Here is a 19,316-nt window from a genome sequence, read left to right as displayed (position 1 = left end):
CCGAGGAGCCCACCATGACCACCACCCACCACGTCGCCCCGACACCCGCACAGATCGCCTTCAACCGGACCGTCGGATGGCTCGCCGACCACGGCGTCGGCCTGGCCGGCGCGCGCACGCTCACCGTCGTCGGACGCTCGAGCGGCGAACCCCGGTCGACGCCCGTCAACCCGCTCACCGTCGACGGCCGGTCGTATCTGCTGTCGCCGCGGGGCAACACGCAGTGGTCGCGCAACCTGCGCGCCGCGGGCGAGTGCGAGATCCGACGCGGACGATCGACCACGGCCTTCGTGGCCACCGAGGTGCCCGATGCGGACAAGCCCGTGCTGCTACGCCCCTATCTCAAGCGGTGGGGCTGGGAGGTGTCGGCGTGGCTGCCTGAGCCGGTGTCCCACCGATCGACCGACGAGGAACTGCTCGCGATCGCACCGCTCATCCCGGCGTTCCTGCTGACGCCGGCGTCGCGGGGATGAGCACCGCGGTCGGGGTCGTCGTCGGCGTGGTCGTGGCGATCGGCCTGACGGAGATGGTGCTGACCGCGATCGGGACGCTGCTCGGGTTGTCGTCGTGGACGCGGCGGTACACCGAACTGACCCACGTCGCGCCCTCGACGGCCGTCCGGATGGCATTCGGGACGGTCGCCGCGCTCGCCGCCGTCACGCTCGGCGTCGGCTACGCGCACCCGGGATGGTGGGTCGTCGGCGGGATCCTGCTGATGGGGCTCGCGGGACCGATCCTCGTCCGACAGCTCGTGATCGGCACCCGGGGGACCGCGCTGATCGCGTACTCGCTGTTCACCGCCTGCGGTGCGGTGGCCCTGGTGGCCGGGGTGAACGCCACGTGACCCGCCGATAGTGTCGCGGGGGTGGCAGGTACCGATGGCGCACGCGGAGCGCGGTGGGTCCTGCACATCGACATGGACGCGTTCTTCGCCTCGGTGGAGCAGCTCACCCGGCCGACGCTGCGCGGCAGGCCGGTCCTGGTCGGCGGTGTCGGGGGCCGTGGCGTTGTCGCCGGCGCGAGTTACGAGGCCCGGGTCTTCGGCGCACGCTCGGCCATGCCGATGCACCAGGCCCGTCGCCTCGTCGGGGCCGGTGCCGTCGTCGTCCCGCCGCGGGGGTCGGTCTACCGCGTGGTGAGCGCGCGGGTGTTCGCCCTGGTCCGGGAGTCGATACCGGTCATCGAGACGCTGTCGTTCGACGAGGCGTTCGGCGAGCCGGAGTCGCTGGCCGGTGCAGGCGCCGACGCCGTCACCCGGTTCGCCGAGGAGGTGCGTCGCCGCATCCGCGACGACCTCGGGCTCGCCGCGTCGATCGGTGCGGGCAGCGGCAAGCAGATCGCCAAGATCGCGTCCGGGCTCGCCAAGCCCGACGGCGTCGTAGTGGTCGACCCTGCCGAGGACAGCGCCTTCCTCCGCCCGCTGTCGGTGCGCAAGCTGTGGGGCATCGGGCCGGTCGCCGGCGACAAACTGCACCGGCTCGGCATCGACACCATCGGCGACCTCGCCGACCTGTCCTCTGTCGAGGTGGCGTCCGTGCTCGGCGCGACGGTCGGGCCCGCGCTGCACCGCCTCGCACAGGGCATCGACGACCGGCCCGTCGCCGAACGGGCGTCGGCGAAACAGATCAGCGCGGAATCCACCTTCGCCGAGGACATCACGGCGCTCGACCGCCTCCGGGCGGCGATCGACGGCGCCGCCGCGGGTGCCCACCGTCGCCTGCTCGCCGACGGTCGGGGAGCGCGGACCGTCGTTCTCAAGCTGAAGCGGTCGGACATGTCGGTGCTCACCCGCTCGACGACCTTCACGCCCGCCTCCAGCGAGCTGCCCGTGCTCGCCGCGGCCGCACAGCGGCTCGCCCTCGACCCCGTGGACGTCGGACCGATCCGGCTGGTCGGGGTCGGGTACAGCGGACTCACCGCCGACGAGCAGTTCCAGCTCTTCCCGGCGGCGGACGACGCCCCGACACCCGCGGACAGCGCGGCCGGGACCGAGACCGACACGCCTGCAGAGGATGTCGGGGTGCAGACGACGACGGGCCGCACCATCGGCGACGACGGCGCGGTGACATGGCTGACCGGCACCGACGTCGTCCATCCCGACCTCGGGCACGGGTGGGTCCAGGGAAGCGGGCACGGTGTGGTCACGGTGCGGTTCGAGACACGGTCGTCGGGGGTCGGTCCGGTCCGCACCTTCGACGCGGCGACACCCGATCTGCGCGTGGGCGATCCGCTCGACAGCCTCGACTGGCCGGACGAACTGACCGGAAGGCACGTGTCCTCGGAGCGCCCGACCGGCGGCCACCCGACCGACGGGCGGGCCGTCGAGCAGGAGCGCTACCTCGGCGCCGACCGTGACGTCAGCCCGGCGCCGACGGATCCAGGAAGGGGCTGATCCGCCCGGGACCCCACCCGCGGGCCAGGCCCTCGGCCAACACGACCCGGGCCTGCGGCGCCCGCAGCCAGGGCGAGACGAGGACACCGGCGGCCACGAGGTCGACCGCACCGCCACCGCCGCCGTAGGTGGGGACGACGGGGCCGTCGGGCACGCGCGTCGTCACGGCGACCACCGCACCGGCACGCGCGGCCGCGCGGAGCCGCTCGGCGAGGTCGGGGTGCACGTTGCCCGACCCGTACCCGGCGACGACGAGTCCGGCCGCGCCGCGCTCGAGGAAGACGTCGACGAGATCGACGTCCATGCCCGGGTGGGCGGCCAGCAGGTCGACGCGCGGCGCGGCGCCGTCGACCACCGGCATGAGCGGGCGTGCCGGGGACGCGACGACGGCCGCGAAGGCGTCGATGTCCGTCGTCGACCGCTTCGCGATCCCCCGGGCGGGCAGCACCGATCCCCCGAGGGCGACGAGCACCCCACGCCCACGGCTCGTCCCATCCCTCGCCACCGCGATCGACCGGGCGAGGTTCGCCGGCCCGTCGGGATCCCGGTCCGACGCCGGGCGCTGCGCCCCGGTCATCACGACGGGCCTCGGATCGGCGTGGGTGAGGTCGAGGAGCATCGCGGTCTCCTCGAGGGTGTCGGTGCCGTGGGTGACCACCACACCCGCCACGTCGGGGTCGGCGAGAGCGGATCGGACGGCGTCGCGCACCTCCCGCTGCAGGGACGGCGTCATGGCCGACGAATCGACCGCCATCACCGTCTTGGTCTGCACCGCGGTGTCGTCGGCACCGACCAGGTCGCGCACATCGACCTGAGGCACCGCACCGCCGGGGCCGTCGACGGACGCGATGGTCCCACCGGTCCCCAGGACGACGACCCGTCCGCGCACGCTCATGGTCGACCACCTCACCGTGTGGTCACGATGCTGGTCAACTCGGCCGACTGCCTGTGACGGGGACGGTGTGCGCTGCGGTCCGCGGCCTGCTGCGCGGACCGTTTGGCATAGTGGTGTCCGATCCGGGGGGAATCGCGGCCGGTCGCGGCCGTCTCCCCACTGACGACGACGTCATCCGACAACGAAGGAGTTCACGCCTCGTGAAGCTGCAGAAGATCCTGACCGCCGGTCTGGCGGTCGTCGCCGCCCTGACCTTCACCGCCGCGTGCAGTGACAACAGCGACGGCGCGACCGACAACGGCCCGGCGACCTCGTCGGCCACCAGCAGCGTCTCGGACAGCGGGGGCACCTCGGTCACCGATCCGTCGACGCCGCCGAACGCCGCGACGCTGAACTCCCTGCTCACGAAGGCCCTGGACCCGAACGTCCCGGCCTCGCAGAAGACCGACCTGGTTCAGGGCTCCGAGGCCGACCCGCAGCTGTTCGACAAGCTTGTCAAGGCCAAGGAAGACCTGCAGGGCGTCACCTACCAGCTGGTGCCGCCGGTGATCTCGTCGGGCAACGGCCAGGCCACCGTCAAGGTGAAGGTCAAGCTCCCCAACGTCCCCGAGCAGACCATCGACGCGGCGATCGTCTACGACCAGGGCAAGTGGAAGCTCGCCAAGACCACGGTGTGCCCGCTGCTGCAGGCCAACAACGTGCAGAGCGCGATGTGCCCCGCGGCCAACTGACACCGCACCCCGTCTGACGCACTCCGCCCCGTCACCATCGCGGTGACGGGGCGGAGTCGTCTCTGCGTCCGCTACCGCCAGGTGACCGCGAGTGACGTCTGCTGCACGAGCGGGCGGGCGGGGTCGTCGCCGATCAGGGTGCGGCCCCCCGTCAGCGACAGCGTCCCGGCGACGGGCAGCCCCCGGCCGAGGTCGACGGTGATCGCGCCCTGGCCGGAGAACGAGTACGACCCGATGGTCAGACGGTCGCCACGGCCCGGGACGGTGAACGTCGAGTCGACGGGGACCTCGTCGATCGCGACGTCGAGGACGACGCGGGATCCGGTGCGTTGGCGCAGCGTGGCCGTCGTCGTCTGCGTGACGGTCGCGGCGCCGTCGAGGGTGCGCACGGCGTGCCACCGCGCGCCGACACCGACCGGCTGCGTCGGCACCGCGACCGATCGCTGCAGCGCGGTCAGCAGGGTCTGCTCCACGGCGGACCGTGCGGCGTCGTCGGCGGCCTGCGCGGGCAGGATCCGCAGGGACACCGGCACCGACCCGGCGGCGACGGCGATCCCGGCGCGGGAGCCGTCGACGGCCGCCAGCGAGCCGGTCAGTCCCGAGTCCGGCGATGTGGCACGCCCGAGCTGCAGTTCGACGTCGGTGGGGTCGGAGCAGGCCACCCGGGCCGTCAGCGGCAGTGTGACGTCCTGGGACGCGGTCGACGGTTGCTCGCCCTGGCGCAGTGTGGTCGACGACGACACGACGCGTAGCGACACCCGCTGCGCCGAGGTGCGATCGGGGGTACCGGTGAGGGTCGCCGGCGGCGCGGTTCCGGGCTGATCGAGTGTGACCGCGGCCGGCGCGATCGGCAGCAGGGAGGCGCTGTCGGCGCCGACCGTGGTCTGCGTGGCGCAGCCGCTGTCGGACGCGGCCGTGCTCGAGCCGCCGTCGCGCGCACCCTCGGACGACCCGCATCCGGTCAGCACCAGCAGGGCGACGCCCGCGATCGAGGCCGCGGCCACGGGCAGTCGTCGGGCGGGGGACACTACGGGGGCGGGCACGCGATTCAGGCTAGCGACGGTCGTGAGGGATGATGGAGCGCGTGACCGACGACTCCCGGACCGACCCCGCGCCCACTCCGGTCACCGCGCCCGGGAACGCGTCTGACGCGCCGACCGCTGAGGGCCGCTCCCGGGCGGTCCTCGCGGTGCTCCCCGTCGTCGCTCTGGTGATCCTCGTGCTCGACCTCGTCACCAAGATCGTGGTCGTCGCGACCATCGACCCGCTGCGGCCGGTGCACATCATCGGCGACACCGTGACCCTGCGCCTGGTCCGCAACTCCGGCGCCGCGTTCTCCTTCGCCACCGGCTACACCTGGGTGCTCACCATCGTCGCCGCGGCCGTGGTCGTCGGCATCATCCGCTTCAGCGGACGCCTCCGGTCGGCCTGGTGGGCCGTGGGTCTCGGACTCGTGCTGGGCGGAGCGCTGGGCAACCTGGTCGACCGGTTCTTCCGGTCACCCGGGCCGCTGCGCGGCCACGTCGTCGACTTCGTCTCCGTCGGATGGTGGCCGGTGTTCAACGTCGCCGACTCCGCCGTCGTCTGCGGCGCGATCCTGCTGGTCGCGCTCACCGTGTTCGGGGTCGAGATCGACGGCACGCGCACGCCGTCGCGACAGTCGTCGAAGCGGTCCGCCGATGCGTGACAGTCGGTCGATGCCCGTGCCCGACGGCATCGACGGCATGCGTCTCGACGCCGGTGTCAGTCGCATCCTCGGCCTGTCGCGGACGGTCGTGGCGACCCTCGCCGACTCCGGGGACGTGACGGTCGACGGCGCCGCGGTGGGCAAGTCGCACCGGCTGACCGCCGGCACCTGGCTCGAGGTCACGCTGCCCGAACCCGCACGCCCGCCGGAGAACCCGGTCATGGAGGTCGAGGACATGACGGTCCTCTACGCCGACTCCGACATCGTCGTCGTCGACAAGCCCGTCGGCGTCGCCGCGCACGCGTCCGTCGGCTGGACGGGCCCCACCGTCATCGGCGGCCTGGAGGCGGCGGGCTACCGCATCTCGACCTCCGGCGCGCACGAGCGGCAGGGGATCGTCCACCGGCTCGACGTCGGGACGTCCGGCGTGATGGCGGTCGCGGTGTCCGAGCGGGCGTACACGGTGCTCAAGCGCGCGTTCCGCGAACGCACCGTCGACAAGCGCTACCACGCACTGGTGCAGGGGCACCTCGACCCGTCGAGCGGCACCATCGACGCGCCGATCGGCCGGCACCCCGGCAGCGAGTGGCGGTTCGCCGTCACCACCGCGGGCAAGCCGAGCGTCACCCACTACGACACGGTCGAGATGTTCGCCGCGGCCAGCCTTCTCGACGTCCACCTCGAGACCGGCCGGACCCACCAGATCCGGGTGCACTTCTCGGCGCTGCACCACCCGTGCTGCGGCGACATGACCTACGGCGCCGACCCCACCCTCGCCGCGCGGCTGGGACTCGAGCGGCAGTGGCTGCACGCGCGCGCCCTGGCGTTCGCGCACCCCGCCGACGGGCGGATGGTCGAGTTCACCAGCCCGTACCCCGACGACCTGCAGCACGCGCTGGACGTCCTGCGTGCCGGCTGACGGGGCGGACAGGGCGGGATCGGCGGCGCGGGCCGCGCGGACGATCGGCGCCGTCGTCGTGGCGGTGGTCGTGGTGATCGCGGGGCTGTACTGGCTCGGCGCCACGCACCCGCCGCGGTCGTCGGGTGTCGCCACCGACAGCCTCGGTCCCGACTCCGGCGAGCCCGTCGCGGACTACGTGGCCTCGTCGCAGCGCGGACTCGCCCGTGCCACCGGTGTGCGGTGGGCGCTGGTGTCGCTGCGAACGGCCGTCGACGACGCGACCGCACGATCGGTGATCGCGGGCACCACCCCGGCGCAGGTCGCGCTGCACGTCCCCATCCCCGACGTCGCCACCCCCACGGCGGTGGTCCCGGTCACGCCCGACGCCGGCTCGTTCACGACCGCGCGCGAACTCGCCGTGTCCCGCCTGGACACCGACGGCGGCCCGGTCGACGCCGATCGTGGCACCGCGGTGGACGAGGTCGTCACGCAGCGGCTGCGTGCGTCGTGCGCGTGCGTCGCCGGGGTCGTCGTCCGCGGTACGGCCGAGCGGTTGCGCACGATCGCGACCGATCCGCGGGTCCGTGTGGTCCAGGTGCTGCCCGCCGACGCCGGCGGCGGGCGGTTCGCGGTGGTGCCGCTGCTGCCCGAACAGACCGTCGGCGCGGCGCCGTTGCCCGACACCGGCGCCGTCCCCGCGCGCTGACCGGCGCGTCGCCGGGCGTGTCGCCCCGGAGTCGTCGGCCACGCCGCGTCTCCTCCCCGAGGACGTCGGTACCGACACCTAGACTGATCGGGTCGCGACGGCCGGTCCCATCCGCCGTCAGGGTGCACCGCCGCGGTCGCGACATCCGGGGATGCAGGTCAGGAAGGTCGTGGAGTGTCAGGTCAGTTCGTCCATCTGCACAACCACACCGAGTACTCCATGCTCGACGGGGCCGCGAAGGTGGCGCCGCTGTTCGCCGAGGCCAAGCGCCTCGGGATGACCGCGATCGGCATGACCGACCACGGCAACATGTTCGGCGCCAGCGAGTTCTACACCGTCGCCAAGAAGCACGACATCACCCCGATCATCGGCATCGAGGCCTACATCGCGCCGGGGTCCCGCTTCGACACCAAACGTGTCCTCTGGGGCGATCGAGACCAGAAGTCCGACGACGTGTCCGGCTCGGGCGCGTACACGCACATGACGATGGTCGCGGAGAACGCGACCGGCCTGCGCAACCTGTTCCAGCTGTCGTCGCTCGCGTCGATCGAGGGTCAGCTCGGCAAGTGGTCGCGCATGGACGCCGAGCTCATCGCGCAGCACGCGTCCGGGATCATCGCGACCACCGGCTGTCCCTCGGGGGAGGTCCAGACCCGTCTGCGCCTCGGTCACGAGCGCGAGGCGCTGGAGGCGGCGGCGAAGTGGCAGGAAATCTTCGGCAAGGAGAACTTCTACCTCGAGCTGATGGAGCACGGGCTCGAGATCGAGCGGCGGGTCCGCGACGGCCTGCTCGAGATCGGCCGCAAGCTCGGCATCAAGCCGATCGTGACCAACGACTGCCACTACGTGCACAAGTCCGACGCCGTCACCCACGAGGCGCTGCTGTGCATCCAGACGGGCAAGACGCTGTCCGACCCGACGCGGTTCAAGTTCGACGGCGACGGCTACTACCTGAAGTCCGCCGAGGAGATGCGCGCACTCTGGGACGACGTCATCCCGGGCGCGTGCGACAACACCGTCGAGATCGGCGAGCGCATCGGCGACTACTCCGAGGTGTTCACCCACCGCGACCGGATGCCGGTGTTCCCGGTTCCCGAGGGTGAGACGCAGGACAGCTGGCTGCGCCGTGAGGTCGCGTCGGGCCTGAAGCGTCGGTTCCCCGACGGCCCGGTCCCCGACGACTACGTCTCCCGCGCCGACTACGAACTCGACGTCATCATCCAGATGGGGTTCCCGGCCTACTTCCTCGTCGTCGGCGACCTCATCCGGCACGCGCAGGAGGTCGGTATCCGCGTCGGCCCGGGCCGTGGATCGGCCGCCGGGTCGCTCGTCGCCTACGCGCTGGGGATCACCAACATCGACCCCATCCCGCACGGCCTGCTGTTCGAGCGGTTCCTCAACCCCGAGCGCGTGTCCATGCCCGACATCGACATCGACTTCGACGACCGCCGTCGCGGCGACATGGTGCGCTACGCGACGGACCGCTGGGGCAGCGACAAGGTCGCGCAGGTCATCACCTTCGGCACCATCAAGACGAAGGCGGCCATCAAGGACTCCGCCCGCGTCCAGTTCGGTCAGCCGGGCTTCTCCGTCGCCGACCGCATCACCAAGGCGTTGCCGCCGCCGATCATGGCCAAGGACATCTCGGTCAAGGGCATCACCGACCCCGAGCACGAGCGCTACGGCGAGGCCTCCGAGGTCCGCGGTCTGATCGAGACGGACCCCGACGTCAAGAAGATCTACGACACCGCACTGGGTCTCGAGGGTCTGATCCGCAACGCCGGCGTCCACGCCTGCGCGGTCATCATGTCGTCGGAGCCGCTCACCGACGCGATCCCCGTGTGGAAGCGCGCCCAGGACGGCGCGATCATCACCGGCTGGGACTACCCGTCGTGCGAGGCCATCGGCCTGCTGAAGATGGACTTCCTCGGTCTGCGCAACCTCACCGTCATCGGTGACGCGATCGAGAACATCAAGACCAACCGCGGCATCGACTTCGACATGGACGCCGCACCCCTCGACGACCCGAAGACCTACGAGCTGCTCGCCCGCGGTGACACGCTCGGCGTGTTCCAGCTCGACGGCGGGGCGATGCGCGAACTGCTCAAGCGCATGCAGCCCACCGGGTTCGAGGACATCGTGGCCGTGCTGGCGCTGTACCGACCGGGCCCGATGGGCATGAACGCCCACAACGACTACGCCGACCGCAAGAACGGTCGCCAGCAGGTCACGCCCATCCACCCCGAGCTCGCCGAGCCCCTGAAGGAGATCCTGGCCGACACCTACGGCCTGATCGTCTACCAGGAGCAGATCATGCAGATCGCGCAGAAGGTGGCCGGCTACTCCCTCGGCCGAGCCGACATCCTGCGCCGCGCGATGGGCAAGAAGAAGGCCGAGGTGCTCGCGGCCGAGTTCGAGGGCTTCGAGGCGGGCATGAAGGCCAACGGGTTCTCGGCCCCGGCCATCAAGGCGCTGTGGGACACGATCCTCCCGTTCGCCGGGTACGCGTTCAACAAGTCCCACGCCGCCGGATACGGCCTGGTGTCGTTCTGGACCGCCTACCTCAAGGCGAACTTCCCGGCGGAGTACATGGCCGGCCTCCTGACGTCCGTCGGCGACGACAAGGACAAGGCCGCGATCTATCTGGCCGACTGTCGCAAGCTCGGGATCACCGTCCTGCCACCGGATGTCAACGAGTCGCAGCGCAACTTCGCGGCCGTCGGCACCGACATCCGTTTCGGTCTCGCCGCGGTGCGCAACGTCGGCACCAACGTCGTGTCGGCGATCCTGCGCGCCCGTGAGGAGCGGGGGAAGTTCACCAGCTTCTCGGACTACCTCGGCAAGATCGACGTGACGGCCTGCAGCAAGAAGGTCACCGAGTCCCTCATCAAGGCAGGCGCGTTCGACTCCCTCGACCACCCGCGCAAGGGCCTGTTCCTCATCCACTCCGATGCCGTCGACGCCGTGCTCGGCACCAAGAAGGCCGAGGCGGTCGGACAGTTCGACCTGTTCGGTGATGCCGGCGGTGACGATGCCATCGTCGACGACGTGTTCGCGGTCAAGGTGCCCGACGAGGAGTGGGACTCGAAGCACAAACTCGCCCTCGAACGGGAGATGCTGGGGCTCTATGTCTCCGGGCACCCGCTGGGTGGCATCGAGCACATCATCTCGGCGCAGACCGACACGTCGATCACCAGCCTGCTGGAGGGCAACGTCCCCGACGGCGCGCAGATCGTGATCGGCGGCATCATCTCGGCCGTCACGCGGCGCGTGAACAAGAAGGGCGAGCCGTACGCGGTGGTCACGCTCGAGGACATGGTCGGCGGCGTCGAGGTCTACTTCTTCCCGCGGGCGTTCCAGGCCTACGGCATGGACATCACGCCGGACGCCGTCGTCCTGGTCAAGGCCCGCATCAACAAGCGGGATGACTCGACGATGATCAGCGCCAACGACCTCGCCGTCCCGGACCTGTCGCACGCCGGTGAGTCACGGCCCGTCGCGGTCAGCATGTCGACACGACTGTGCACCCGGGACAGGGTGGGCGAGCTCAAGCGGGTCCTCGCGCGGCACCCGGGTACCGCCGACGTGCACGTCCGGTTGATCTCCGGGGACTCGACGACGCTGCTGCGTCTCGACGACACGTTCCGCGTGACGCCGAGCTCGGCACTCATGGGCGATCTGAAGGCGCTGCTCGGACCGAGCTGCCTGTCGAGCTGACGATCAGCGGTGCGTCAGGACCGCAGATGCGCGACGCGCAGCGCCCACCACGCGGCGGTGGTGGTCGCCGCGGCGGCGAGAACGGTGGTCTCCGCCGACAGCGTCGCCACGCCGACGACCACCGCGACCAGTAAGCCGACGATGAGCGCGTGCACCTTGTAGGCGGGCCACGGGACACCCGCGACGTCGACGGAGGGGACGGCGTGGACTCCGCTGGTCGTCTCGATTGTGGTCATCGTCAGTCCTCCTCCCGTGCCGGCGTGTCACGATCGTCGGTGCGGGTCGATCGGATCGGAAGGCCGACGTCCGCGCCGCGTCGACCACAGTGTACGACAACCCGCAGCCAAAAGTTCGGGACCCCGAACTCCCGTGTCGCGGGTCACCGCACGACGAGAGGATCATCATGCCTTTGCAGGGCGAATACGCACCGAGCACAAGCGACTGGGCGCGGGAGCACGCCGAGAAGATCGAGGCGTCGGGAGGTACCGAGGGCACCGAGATGAACGGCATGCCCGTCGTCCTGTTGACCACCGTCGGCAACAAGACGGGCAAGCTGCGCAAGACGCCGCTGATGCGGGTCGAGCACGACGGGCACTACGCGGTCGTGGCGTCGCTCGGCGGCGCCCCGAAGCATCCGGTCTGGTACCACAACATCGTCGCGAACCCGCACGTCGAGCTTCGGGACGGCGAGCAGGTGTTCGACATGGTCGCGCGCGAGGTGTTCGGCGGCGAGAAGGCGCAGTGGTGGGAGCGCGCGGTGGCGGCCTACCCGCCCTACGAGGACTACCAGAAGAAGACCGACCGCGAGATCCCGGTGTTCGTCCTGGAGCCCGCCGTCACGGAGTGACGCGGATCGCGGCCGTCGCGGATGAGACGATGGGACACGTGAGCACAGCAACGCGCGCGCAGACGGGTGGCGACGTCGCGGACGGACCACGTCTGACCGCCGACGACGTCCGCGCCGCTGCCGTGCGGGTGCGCGACGTCGTCGACAGGACCCCACTGCAGACCAGCGCGCGGCTGTCTCGTGCGACCGGCGCGTCCGTACTCGTGAAGCGCGAGGACCTGCAGACGGTCCGGTCGTACAAGATCCGCGGCGCCTACAACACGATGGCGCAGCTGTCGTCGGAGGAACGCGCCGCCGGTGTGGTCGCGGCGAGCGCCGGCAACCACGCGCAGGGCGTGGCCTACGCGTGTCAGGCGATGGGGGTGCAGGGGCGGATCTACGTCCCCACCACGACGCCGAAGCAGAAGCGTGACCGCATCCGGTGGCACGGTGGTGACGCCGTCGAGCTGATCCCGGTGGGGGACACCTACGACGCCGCGGCGGCCGCGGCGCAGGCCGACATGCTGCGTACCGGCGCCACCTGGATCCACGCCTTCGACGACGTCCGCACCGCCGCGGGCCAGGGCACCATCGCGGCCGAGATCGTGGAGCAACTCGGCGCCGTGCCCGACGTCGTCGTCATCCCGGTCGGCGGCGGCGGCTGTCTGGCAGGCATGGCGACACTGCTGCGCGAGGCCGATCCCGACGTGGTCATCGTCGGTGTGGAACCCTCCGGGGCACTGTCGTTGTCGGCGGCGCTGGTCCACGGCGGGCCCGTCACCCTCGGCGACATCGACCCCTTCGTCGACGGTGCCGCCGTCAAACGCGTGGGCAGCGTCGTGTACGACGTGCTCGCCCCGATGGCGCCGACGGTGGCCGCGCACCCCGATCTCCCGGCGGCCGCGACCGTCGAACCCGCCGGCCGGGTGCTCACACCGGGTTCCACGCACATCGTCCACGTCGACGAGGGCGCGTTGTGTTCGACCATGCTGGAGCTCTACCAGGACGACGGCATCATCGCAGAGCCGGCCGGAGCGCTCTCGGTGGCCGCGCTCGATCAGCTGTCGCTGCAGCCGGATTCGACCGTCGTGTGCCTTCTGTCCGGGGGCAACAACGACGTGTCGCGCTACGGCGAGATCATCGAACGGTCACTGGTGCACCAGGGTCTCAAGCACTATTTCCTCGTCGACTTCCCGCAGGAGCCGGGCGCGCTGCGCGGCTTCCTCGACGAGGTGCTCGGGCCTGCGGACGACGTCACCCTCTTCGAGTACGTCAAGCGCAACAACCGCGAGACGGGTGCCGCGCTCGTCGGCATCGAACTGGGTTCGGCCGACAGCCTCTCCTCCCTGCTGGACCGCATGAACGCGTCCCGGCTCAGAGTCGAGCAGCTGCACCCGGATTCGCCCGCCTACCGCTACATGACCTGATCGCGCGAACACCTGCCGAGCACCGCCCCTCGACGGGTCACCCCACCCGTTCGTCGGGCGCCAGGAACCGGTCGTTGGGCAGCTGGCACCGGTTTCAGTGCGCACGTGTGATCGTCACGGCCCGACCGAATGGTTCCTGGGGCCGAACAGGCGGTTTCTGACGCCCGACGAATGGCGGATGGTGTCCGTCGTGTGGGGACACGAGGGATCCCGGGGCGTGAGCTCTCAGGCGTGGGCGGGCGCGAGGATGTCGGCGACGATGCGGTGCGACTCCAGGCGTGCATCGAAGTCGGCGAGCATGGAGCTCACCATGATCTCCTGCACGCCGGTCGATTCCACGAGGGCGGCGATCTCGTCGGCGACCTTCTGCCGTCCGCCGACGATCCATGCCGAGGCGGAGTCGCCGATGGTGGCCTCCTGCATCGGGGTGAGCGGTTCGGCGAGGGCCTGCGCGACGGTGGGGTAGCGACCGGGGCGGGTTCCGTCCCGTAGACGCGCCATCGCGAGCCGGTGCGGTGCGGCCTGCTGCTGCGCGGTCGCGTCGTCGGATGCGGCGACGACGGTCACGGTCAGCATGGCGTACGGCTCGTCGAGGAAACCGGGCCGGAAGCTGTCGCGGTAGACGGCGAGCGCGTCGTAGGTGGCCGCCGGCGCGAAGTGTCGAGCGAACGCGAACGGCAGTCCGAGGAGTCCGGCCACCTGCGCGCTGTAGGTGCTCGACCCGAGCATCCACATCTCGACGGCCGCGCCCTCACCGGGGACCGCGGTGATCGCCGAATACGGGTGCTCGGGCGGGAACTGCCCGGCGAGGAACGCACGCAGCTGGGCGAGTTCTTGGGGGAAGTCGTCGGCCGACGGGTTCGCGGCCCGGCGCAGCGCGTGTGCGGTCACCTGGTCGGTGCCGGGCGCACGGCCGATGCCGAGGTCGACACGACCGGGGAACAATGCGTCGAGCGTCCCGAACTGCTCGGCCACGACGAGCGGTGCGTGGTTGGGGAGCATGATGCCGCCCGATCCGACGCGGATCGTCTCGGTGGCGCGGGCGACCTGGCCGATCATCACCGCCGGGCTGGAGCTCGCGATACCGGGCATGTTGTGGTGCTCGGCCAGCCAGAACCGCCGGTAACCGAGCTGTTCGGCGGCCACGGCCAGCGCGATGGACTGGTTCAGCGCCTCGGACACGGACGAACCGTCGACCACGGGCGCGAGATCGAGAACAGAGAACGACACAGTCATACCGGAGACAACACCTCCGCTTGAAGCGATATTTCTCGCCTCAGCGTACGAGCCGACGGCCGATGACCACGTTGTGCCCGGGTGACGAGAGCCCCGCGTCGGACACCTCGACCGGATCCCACGAGAGCAGTGGTTCCACCGGGATGGGGACCGTCGTCGGGCTGTCCGCGAGGACGCAGATCGTGCTGACCGCGCCACGGTGGAGGGCGAACCACCCCCGCTCGACGTCGTACGACGCGGACACCGAGTCCCACCGGTCGTCGGTGAGATCGGGCACGGACCGGCGCAGCGCGATCAGCGCCCGGTAGAACTCGAGCAGCCGCGCGTGGTCGGGCCGGGCGGGTTCCGACCAGTCCAGCTTCGACCGCAGGAAGGTCTCGGGGTCCTGCGGGTCGGGGATGTCCGCGGCGTCCCACCCGTGGTCGGCGAACTCGGCCTTGCGTCCCTCCGCCGTCGCCGTCCCGAGTTCCGGCTCGGGGTGGGAGGTGAAGAACTGGAACGGTGTCGACGCGCCCCACTCCTCACCCATGAACAGCATCGGCGTGTACGCCGAGGTGAGGACCAGCGCCGCCTTGATCGCCAGCTGCCCGTGGTCGAGGTAGGCCGACGGGCGGTCACCGATCGCGCGGTTGCCGATCTGGTCGTGATCGCAGGTGTAGACGACCATCTGCGACGGCGCGACCGTGTCGGGGTCGATGGGTCGGCCGTGGCGACGGCGTCGGAACGACGAGTACGTCATCGCGTGGAAGAACCCTCGTGTCAGTGCCGTCGCGAGGCAGTCGAGGCTGCCGAAATCCGCGTAGTAGCCCTGACGTTCACCGGACACCGCCGTGTGGACGGCGTGGTGCACGTCGTCGTCCCATTGCGCGGCCAGGCCGTAGCCGCCGTCGCGGCGGGCGGTGACGAGCCGCGGGTCGTTGAGGTCGCTCTCGGCGATGAGCGACAGCGGCCGACCCAGCGCGGTCGCCAGGGCATCGGTCGCGACCGCCAGCTCTTCGAGGAGGTGGATCGCGGTGTGGTCGACGAGGGCGTGGACCGCGTCGAGGCGAAGACCGTCGACATGGAAGTCGCGCATCCACCGCAGCGCGTTGTCGATGATGTGGGCGCGGACGGCGTCGGAGTCGGCCTGGTCGAGGTTCAGCGACTGGCCCCAGGTGTTCGCACCCTCGGTGAGGTAGGGCCCGAAGCGGGGGAGGTAGTTGCCCGACGGGCCGAGGTGGTTGTAGACGACGTCGAGGATGACGCCGACGCCGGCGGCGTGTGCCGCGTCGACGAATCGCCGAAAGCCGTCCGGCCCGCCGTACGGCTCGTGCACCGCGAACCAGGCGACACCGTCGTAGCCCCAGTTGTGCACGCCGTTGAACCCGTTGATCGGCATCACCTCGACGAACTCGACACCGAGGTCGACGAGGTGCTGCAGGCGCGTCACGGCCGCGTCGAAAGTGCCCTCCGGGGTGAAGGTCCCGACGTGCATCTCGTAGACCACCGCGCCACCGACAGGCCGTCCCGCCCATGCCTGGTCGGTCCAGCTGAACGACGCGGGGTCGTCGAGCGCGCCGGGGGAGTGCACGCCCTCGGGCAGTCGGGGAGCGCGCGGATCGGGGATCACGTCGCTGACGTCACCGTCGATCACGTAGCCGTACCGGCCGGAGTCCGACGCGACGTCGGCGACGGCGGTCCACCACTGTCCGTCGCGCGACATCGGCGTGATCGTGCCGTCGTGCCAGAGACCGACGCTCTCCGCCGACGGGGCCCACACCGAGAAGGTCTGCTGCGTCACCAGGTCAGCCTACGGAGAAGGTGGGTACCCCCGCGCGGCGGAGGCGTGCACGCCGCGCGGGGGTGGTCGTCAGTCGCCGAGGCGCTCTCCGGTGTCGGGTGCGAACAGGTGGACGGTGGACTCGGTCTGCCGGAAGCGCACCTGCTCACCGAGTTTCGCAGGCGCACGACGTGGCGTGCGTGCCACGAGGGTGACGGGCCCGCCGTCGAGCGTGCGCACGGCGGGGTCGTCGATGGTGGCGTAGACGTAGGTCTCGCTGCCGAGTTCCTCGAGCAGGGCGACCGTGGCGGGGATGCCGGTGCCGTCGTCGGAGAGCCCCAGGGCCTCGGGGCGCACCCCGGCGACGACGTCCTTGGCGCCGGCTCGGTCGGCCGCGGCGAGTGTGGTCCGTTCGATCGCGAGGGTGGCGCCCCCGATCGTCACACCGCCGTCGGCGAGCGGCGCCGTGAAGAGGTTCATCGCGGGGGATCCGATGAACCCCGCGACGAACGCGTTGACGGGGCGGTCGTAGAGCTCGGTGGGGGTGCTGAACTGCTGCAGCTTGCCGTCGCGCAGGACGGCGACGCGGTCACCCATCGTCATCGCCTCCACCTGGTCGTGGGTGACGTAGACGGTCGTCGTGCCGAGACGTCGCTGCAGCGCGGCGATCTGGGTGCGGGTCTGCACCCGCAGTTTCGCGTCGAGGTTGCTCAGCGGCTCGTCCATGCAGAACACCTGCGGCTCACGGACGATCGCGCGGCCCATCGCCACACGCTGGCGCTGACCACCGGACAGCTTGCCCGGCTTGCGGTCGAGGTAGTCGGTGAGGTCGAGCAGCTTGGCGGCCTCGGCGACCTTCTGCTTGCGCTCCTCGACGCCGATACCGCGCATCTTCAGCGCGAAACCCATGTTCTCGCCGACGGTCTTGTTCGGGTACAGCGCGTAGTTCTGGAACACCATCGCGATGTCGCGGTCCTTCGGTGCGACCCCGACCATGTTCGCACCGCCGATGGTGATGGCGCCGCTGTCGATCTCCTCCAGGCCGGCGAGCATGCGCAGCGCGGTGGACTTGCCCGAGCCCGACGGGCCGACGAGGACGACGAACTCACCGTCGGCGATGTCGAGATCGAGGGAGTCGACGGCGAGCTTGTCGGCGCCCGGGTAGACGCAGCAGGCCTTGTCGTAGGTGATGGAAGCCATGGGATTCTCCTGTGTGCGAGAGGGTCTGAGGTGTGGGGGTCGGTCAGGCGGTCACTTGATGGCGCCGAAGGACAGACCGCGGACGAGCTTGTTCTGGGCGATCCAGCCGCAGATGACCACCGGCAGCGCGGCCAACACCGACGCCGCGGACAGCTGTGCCCAGAACAGTCCCTGCCCGGACATGAAGCCGGTGAGGAACACCGGCATGGTCTGCGCGTTCACCGCGGTCATGTTCACCGCGAAGAAGAACTCGTTCCACGAGAAGATGACGCAGATCAGTGCGGTGGCGGCGATCCCGGGCGAGATGAGCGGGAGGATCACCTCACGCACCGAGGTCCAGAGGCTCGCGCCGTCGATGCTGGCCGCCTCGAGGAGTTCCTTGGGGACCTCGAGGAAGAACGACCGCATCATCCACACCGCGATCGGCAGGTTCATCGCCGTGTAGAGGATGACCAGCGTCCACACGTTGTCGAGCATCCCGATCTTCCCGACGATCACGTACAGCGGGATGATCGCCGCGACGATGGGCAGCATTTTCGTGCTGAGGAAGAAGAACAGTGCGTCGGAGGTCTTGCGGACCGGGCGCAGCGACAACGCGAACGCCGCGGGGACGCCGAGCAGCAGCACCAGGACCGTCGACGCGACCGTCGCGAACACCGAGTTGAGCAGCGGCGTGGCGATACCGGCGTCGAAGACGTTGCGGAACTGCTCGAGGGTCGGGGTGAAGAAGAACGTCGGCGGGTTGGTGTTGGCGTCGGCTTCTTTCTTGAACGCGGTCAACACCATCCACAGCACCGGGAAGAAGAACCCGATCGAGATGATCCAGGTGAACGCGGTCAGCAGGCCGCCCTTGGGATTCCGCTTCCGTCGGATCACCGGGGTCGGTGTCGCGTCGGCCGTGACGGGACGGGTCGGTGTCGTGGTGGCCATCAGACCGCCTCCTGGGTTCCGTCGAAGGACTTGAAGATGAGTCGCAGGGCCAGCGTCGCGACCACGATCGTCCCGACGACGGTGACGACGCCCATCGCGGCGGCCTGGCCGATGTCGAAGCCGAGGAAGGCCCGCTGGTAGATGTAGAACGGCAGGTTCGAACTCGCGACACCCGGACCGCCCGAGGTCATCATGTAGACGGCGTCGAAGGTGTTCACCAGGTAGATCGCCCCGAGCACCGTGCCGAGCTCGATGAACCGACGCAGGTGCGGCAGCGTGAGCTCACGGAACAGCCGGAAGCTGGTGGCGCCGTCCACCTTCGCGGCCTCGGCGATGTCCTTGGGCATCGACTGCAGGCCGGCGAGGATCAGCAGCATCATGAACGGCGTCCACTGCCAGACGAGTTCACCCATGACGCTGGCGAGCGGGTACTCGCTGAGCCAGTCGGTCTGGACGCCGAACGGGCTCAACACATAGTTGAGCAGGCCGCTGGTGGGGGAGAGCAGGCTGGTCTTGAACAGCAGTGCCGAGGCGACCGGGGTCACCAGGAACGGGGTGATCAGCAACGTGCGGACCACGCTGCGTCCGACGAACTTGCGGTCGAGCAAAAGCGCGAAGATCAGCCCGAGCACGACCGAGATGATCACGGTGCCCACGATCAGCAGGACGGTGTTGAGCGTGACCGTCCAGAACTGCGTGTCCTTGAAGACCTCGACGTAGTTGTTGAGCCAGTTGAACTGTCGCGATCCCGGGCGCACCAGGTTCCACGACTGGGTGGAGTAGTACAGCGTCACCACGAACGGGATCTGGGTGACGACGACCATGAAGATCAGGGCCGGGAGCAGGGGACCCCGGCGACGCCACCCCTCGGCGCGCGAGATGTGGTCGCGACCAGAGGTGATCGGTGCC

At 70.3% G+C, this 19,316-nt stretch carries 18 protein-coding genes; 10 read left to right on the top strand and 8 right to left on the bottom strand.

The window, feature by feature from the left end; genetic code table 11:
• The first annotated feature begins 14 nt into the window (after window positions 1-14).
• From Q1A98_RS20110 to Q1A98_RS20100, 3 genes are read left to right on the top strand one after another with little or no spacing between them, the layout of a single operon-like run.
• Window positions 15-473, top strand: a complete 459-nt coding sequence (locus tag Q1A98_RS20110; protein ID WP_299576772.1) for a nitroreductase family deazaflavin-dependent oxidoreductase — start codon at window positions 15-17, stop codon at window positions 471-473.
• Complete coding sequence (locus Q1A98_RS20105) at window positions 470-844, top strand: hypothetical protein (RefSeq protein WP_299576770.1); 375 nt, start codon at window positions 470-472, stop codon at window positions 842-844. The genes Q1A98_RS20110 and Q1A98_RS20105 overlap by 4 nt, the downstream gene beginning before the upstream one ends.
• A 21-nt stretch (window positions 845-865) precedes the next feature.
• Window positions 866-2,392, top strand: a complete 1,527-nt coding sequence (locus Q1A98_RS20100; protein ID WP_299576768.1) for a DNA polymerase IV — start codon at window positions 866-868, stop codon at window positions 2,390-2,392.
• On the opposite strand, the gene Q1A98_RS20095 is transcribed toward Q1A98_RS20100, so the two are convergent.
• Complete coding sequence (locus Q1A98_RS20095; protein ID WP_299576766.1) at window positions 2,358-3,287, bottom strand: asparaginase; 930 nt, start codon at window positions 3,285-3,287, stop codon at window positions 2,358-2,360. The two genes, Q1A98_RS20100 and Q1A98_RS20095, sit on opposite strands and share 35 nt — an antisense overlap.
• A gap of 200 nt (window positions 3,288-3,487) precedes the next feature.
• Between Q1A98_RS20095 and Q1A98_RS20090 the strand changes: the two genes are divergently transcribed.
• Window positions 3,488-4,018, top strand: coding sequence for a hypothetical protein (locus Q1A98_RS20090; protein ID WP_299576764.1), 531 nt, complete (start codon window positions 3,488-3,490; stop codon window positions 4,016-4,018).
• A gap of 71 nt (window positions 4,019-4,089) precedes the next feature.
• On the opposite strand, the gene Q1A98_RS20085 is transcribed toward Q1A98_RS20090, so the two are convergent.
• Entirely contained in the window at window positions 4,090-5,061 is a 972-nt protein-coding gene (locus Q1A98_RS20085) for a hypothetical protein (RefSeq protein WP_299576762.1), read from the bottom strand.
• A 41-nt stretch (window positions 5,062-5,102) separates the two neighbouring features.
• Here Q1A98_RS20085 and lspA point away from each other — a divergent pair, with 41 nt between their 5' ends.
• From lspA to dnaE, 4 genes are all read left to right on the top strand, one after another.
• Window positions 5,103-5,705: a signal peptidase II gene (gene lspA / locus Q1A98_RS20080; RefSeq protein ID WP_299576760.1), complete on the top strand. Its 603-nt coding sequence runs from the start codon at window positions 5,103-5,105 to the stop codon at window positions 5,703-5,705.
• Window positions 5,698-6,624, top strand: coding sequence for an RluA family pseudouridine synthase (locus Q1A98_RS20075; RefSeq protein WP_299576758.1), 927 nt, complete (start codon window positions 5,698-5,700; stop codon window positions 6,622-6,624). Before lspA ends, Q1A98_RS20075 begins: the two co-directional genes overlap by 8 nt.
• Entirely contained in the window at window positions 6,614-7,312 is a 699-nt protein-coding gene (locus Q1A98_RS20070) for a hypothetical protein (RefSeq protein WP_299576756.1), read from the top strand. Before Q1A98_RS20075 ends, Q1A98_RS20070 begins: the two co-directional genes overlap by 11 nt.
• Before the next feature lie 174 nt (window positions 7,313-7,486).
• Window positions 7,487-11,029 carry a DNA polymerase III subunit alpha gene (gene dnaE / locus Q1A98_RS20065; RefSeq protein ID WP_299576754.1) on the top strand — a complete coding sequence of 1,181 codons (3,543 nt, stop codon included), beginning with the start codon at window positions 7,487-7,489 and terminating at the stop codon, window positions 11,027-11,029.
• Window positions 11,030-11,043: 14 nt separating this feature from the next.
• On the opposite strand, the gene Q1A98_RS20060 is transcribed toward dnaE, so the two are convergent.
• Window positions 11,044-11,265 carry a hypothetical protein gene (locus tag Q1A98_RS20060; protein WP_299576752.1) on the bottom strand — a complete coding sequence of 74 codons (222 nt, stop codon included), beginning with the start codon at window positions 11,263-11,265 and terminating at the stop codon, window positions 11,044-11,046.
• Between the two features lie 167 nt (window positions 11,266-11,432).
• Between Q1A98_RS20060 and Q1A98_RS20055 the strand changes: the two genes are divergently transcribed.
• Window positions 11,433-11,876 carry a nitroreductase family deazaflavin-dependent oxidoreductase gene (locus tag Q1A98_RS20055; protein WP_299576750.1) on the top strand — a complete coding sequence of 148 codons (444 nt, stop codon included), beginning with the start codon at window positions 11,433-11,435 and terminating at the stop codon, window positions 11,874-11,876.
• A gap of 29 nt (window positions 11,877-11,905) precedes the next feature.
• Window positions 11,906-13,282: a threonine ammonia-lyase IlvA gene (gene ilvA, locus Q1A98_RS20050; protein ID WP_299576748.1), complete on the top strand. Its 1,377-nt coding sequence runs from the start codon at window positions 11,906-11,908 to the stop codon at window positions 13,280-13,282.
• A 225-nt stretch (window positions 13,283-13,507) separates the two neighbouring features.
• Here ilvA and Q1A98_RS20045 read toward each other — a convergent pair whose 3' ends face one another.
• From Q1A98_RS20045 to Q1A98_RS20025, 5 genes are all read right to left on the bottom strand, one after another.
• On the bottom strand, window positions 13,508-14,518 hold the full coding sequence (locus tag Q1A98_RS20045) for an LLM class flavin-dependent oxidoreductase (RefSeq protein ID WP_299576746.1): 1,011 nt from the start codon (window positions 14,516-14,518) through the stop codon (window positions 13,508-13,510).
• Between the two features lie 40 nt (window positions 14,519-14,558).
• A complete protein-coding gene (gene treZ, locus Q1A98_RS20040; protein ID WP_299576744.1) occupies window positions 14,559-16,298 on the bottom strand; it encodes a malto-oligosyltrehalose trehalohydrolase in 1,740 nt (579 codons plus the stop codon).
• A gap of 69 nt (window positions 16,299-16,367) precedes the next feature.
• The gene (locus Q1A98_RS20035) at window positions 16,368-17,477 is read right to left on the bottom strand and encodes an ABC transporter ATP-binding protein (RefSeq protein ID WP_299576742.1); all 1,110 of its coding nucleotides are present in this window, start codon (window positions 17,475-17,477) and stop codon (window positions 16,368-16,370) included.
• A gap of 51 nt (window positions 17,478-17,528) precedes the next feature.
• Window positions 17,529-18,407, bottom strand: coding sequence for a carbohydrate ABC transporter permease (locus Q1A98_RS20030; protein WP_299576740.1), 879 nt, complete (start codon window positions 18,405-18,407; stop codon window positions 17,529-17,531).
• Window positions 18,407-19,309, bottom strand: a complete 903-nt coding sequence (locus Q1A98_RS20025; protein ID WP_299577057.1) for a carbohydrate ABC transporter permease — start codon at window positions 19,307-19,309, stop codon at window positions 18,407-18,409. Before Q1A98_RS20025 ends, Q1A98_RS20030 begins: the two co-directional genes overlap by 1 nt.
• Between the last annotated feature and the right edge of the window lie 7 nt (window positions 19,310-19,316).

Origin of the sequence: uncultured Williamsia sp., assembly GCF_947494875.1 — a bacterium.
Classification (GTDB): Bacteria; Actinomycetota; Actinomycetes; order Mycobacteriales; family Mycobacteriaceae; genus Williamsia_A.
The sequence above is the reverse complement of the archived record's forward strand: the minus strand, read 5'-3'. Positions and strand labels throughout refer to the sequence as shown.

What these genes read in the sequence shown, in the direction of transcription:
- Q1A98_RS20095 (WP_299576766.1), bottom strand. Translation starts at nt 3,287, where the DNA reads ATGAGCGTGCGCGGACGGGTCGTCGTCCTGGGGACCGGTGGGACCATC.
- Q1A98_RS20035 (WP_299576742.1), bottom strand. Translation starts at nt 17,477, where the DNA reads ATGGCTTCCATCACCTACGACAAGGCCTGCTGCGTCTACCCGGGCGCC.
- Q1A98_RS20075 (WP_299576758.1), top strand. Translation starts at nt 5,698, where the DNA reads ATGCGTGACAGTCGGTCGATGCCCGTGCCCGACGGCATCGACGGCATG.
- Q1A98_RS20105 (WP_299576770.1), top strand. Translation starts at nt 470, where the DNA reads ATGAGCACCGCGGTCGGGGTCGTCGTCGGCGTGGTCGTGGCGATCGGC.
- ilvA (WP_299576748.1), top strand. Translation starts at nt 11,906, where the DNA reads ATGGGACACGTGAGCACAGCAACGCGCGCGCAGACGGGTGGCGACGTC.
- Q1A98_RS20055 (WP_299576750.1), top strand. Translation starts at nt 11,433, where the DNA reads ATGCCTTTGCAGGGCGAATACGCACCGAGCACAAGCGACTGGGCGCGG.
- Q1A98_RS20060 (WP_299576752.1), bottom strand. Translation starts at nt 11,265, where the DNA reads ATGACCACAATCGAGACGACCAGCGGAGTCCACGCCGTCCCCTCCGTC.
- Q1A98_RS20045 (WP_299576746.1), bottom strand. Translation starts at nt 14,518, where the DNA reads ATGACTGTGTCGTTCTCTGTTCTCGATCTCGCGCCCGTGGTCGACGGT.
- Q1A98_RS20030 (WP_299576740.1), bottom strand. Translation starts at nt 18,407, where the DNA reads ATGGCCACCACGACACCGACCCGTCCCGTCACGGCCGACGCGACACCG.
- Q1A98_RS20110 (WP_299576772.1), top strand. Translation starts at nt 15, where the DNA reads ATGACCACCACCCACCACGTCGCCCCGACACCCGCACAGATCGCCTTC.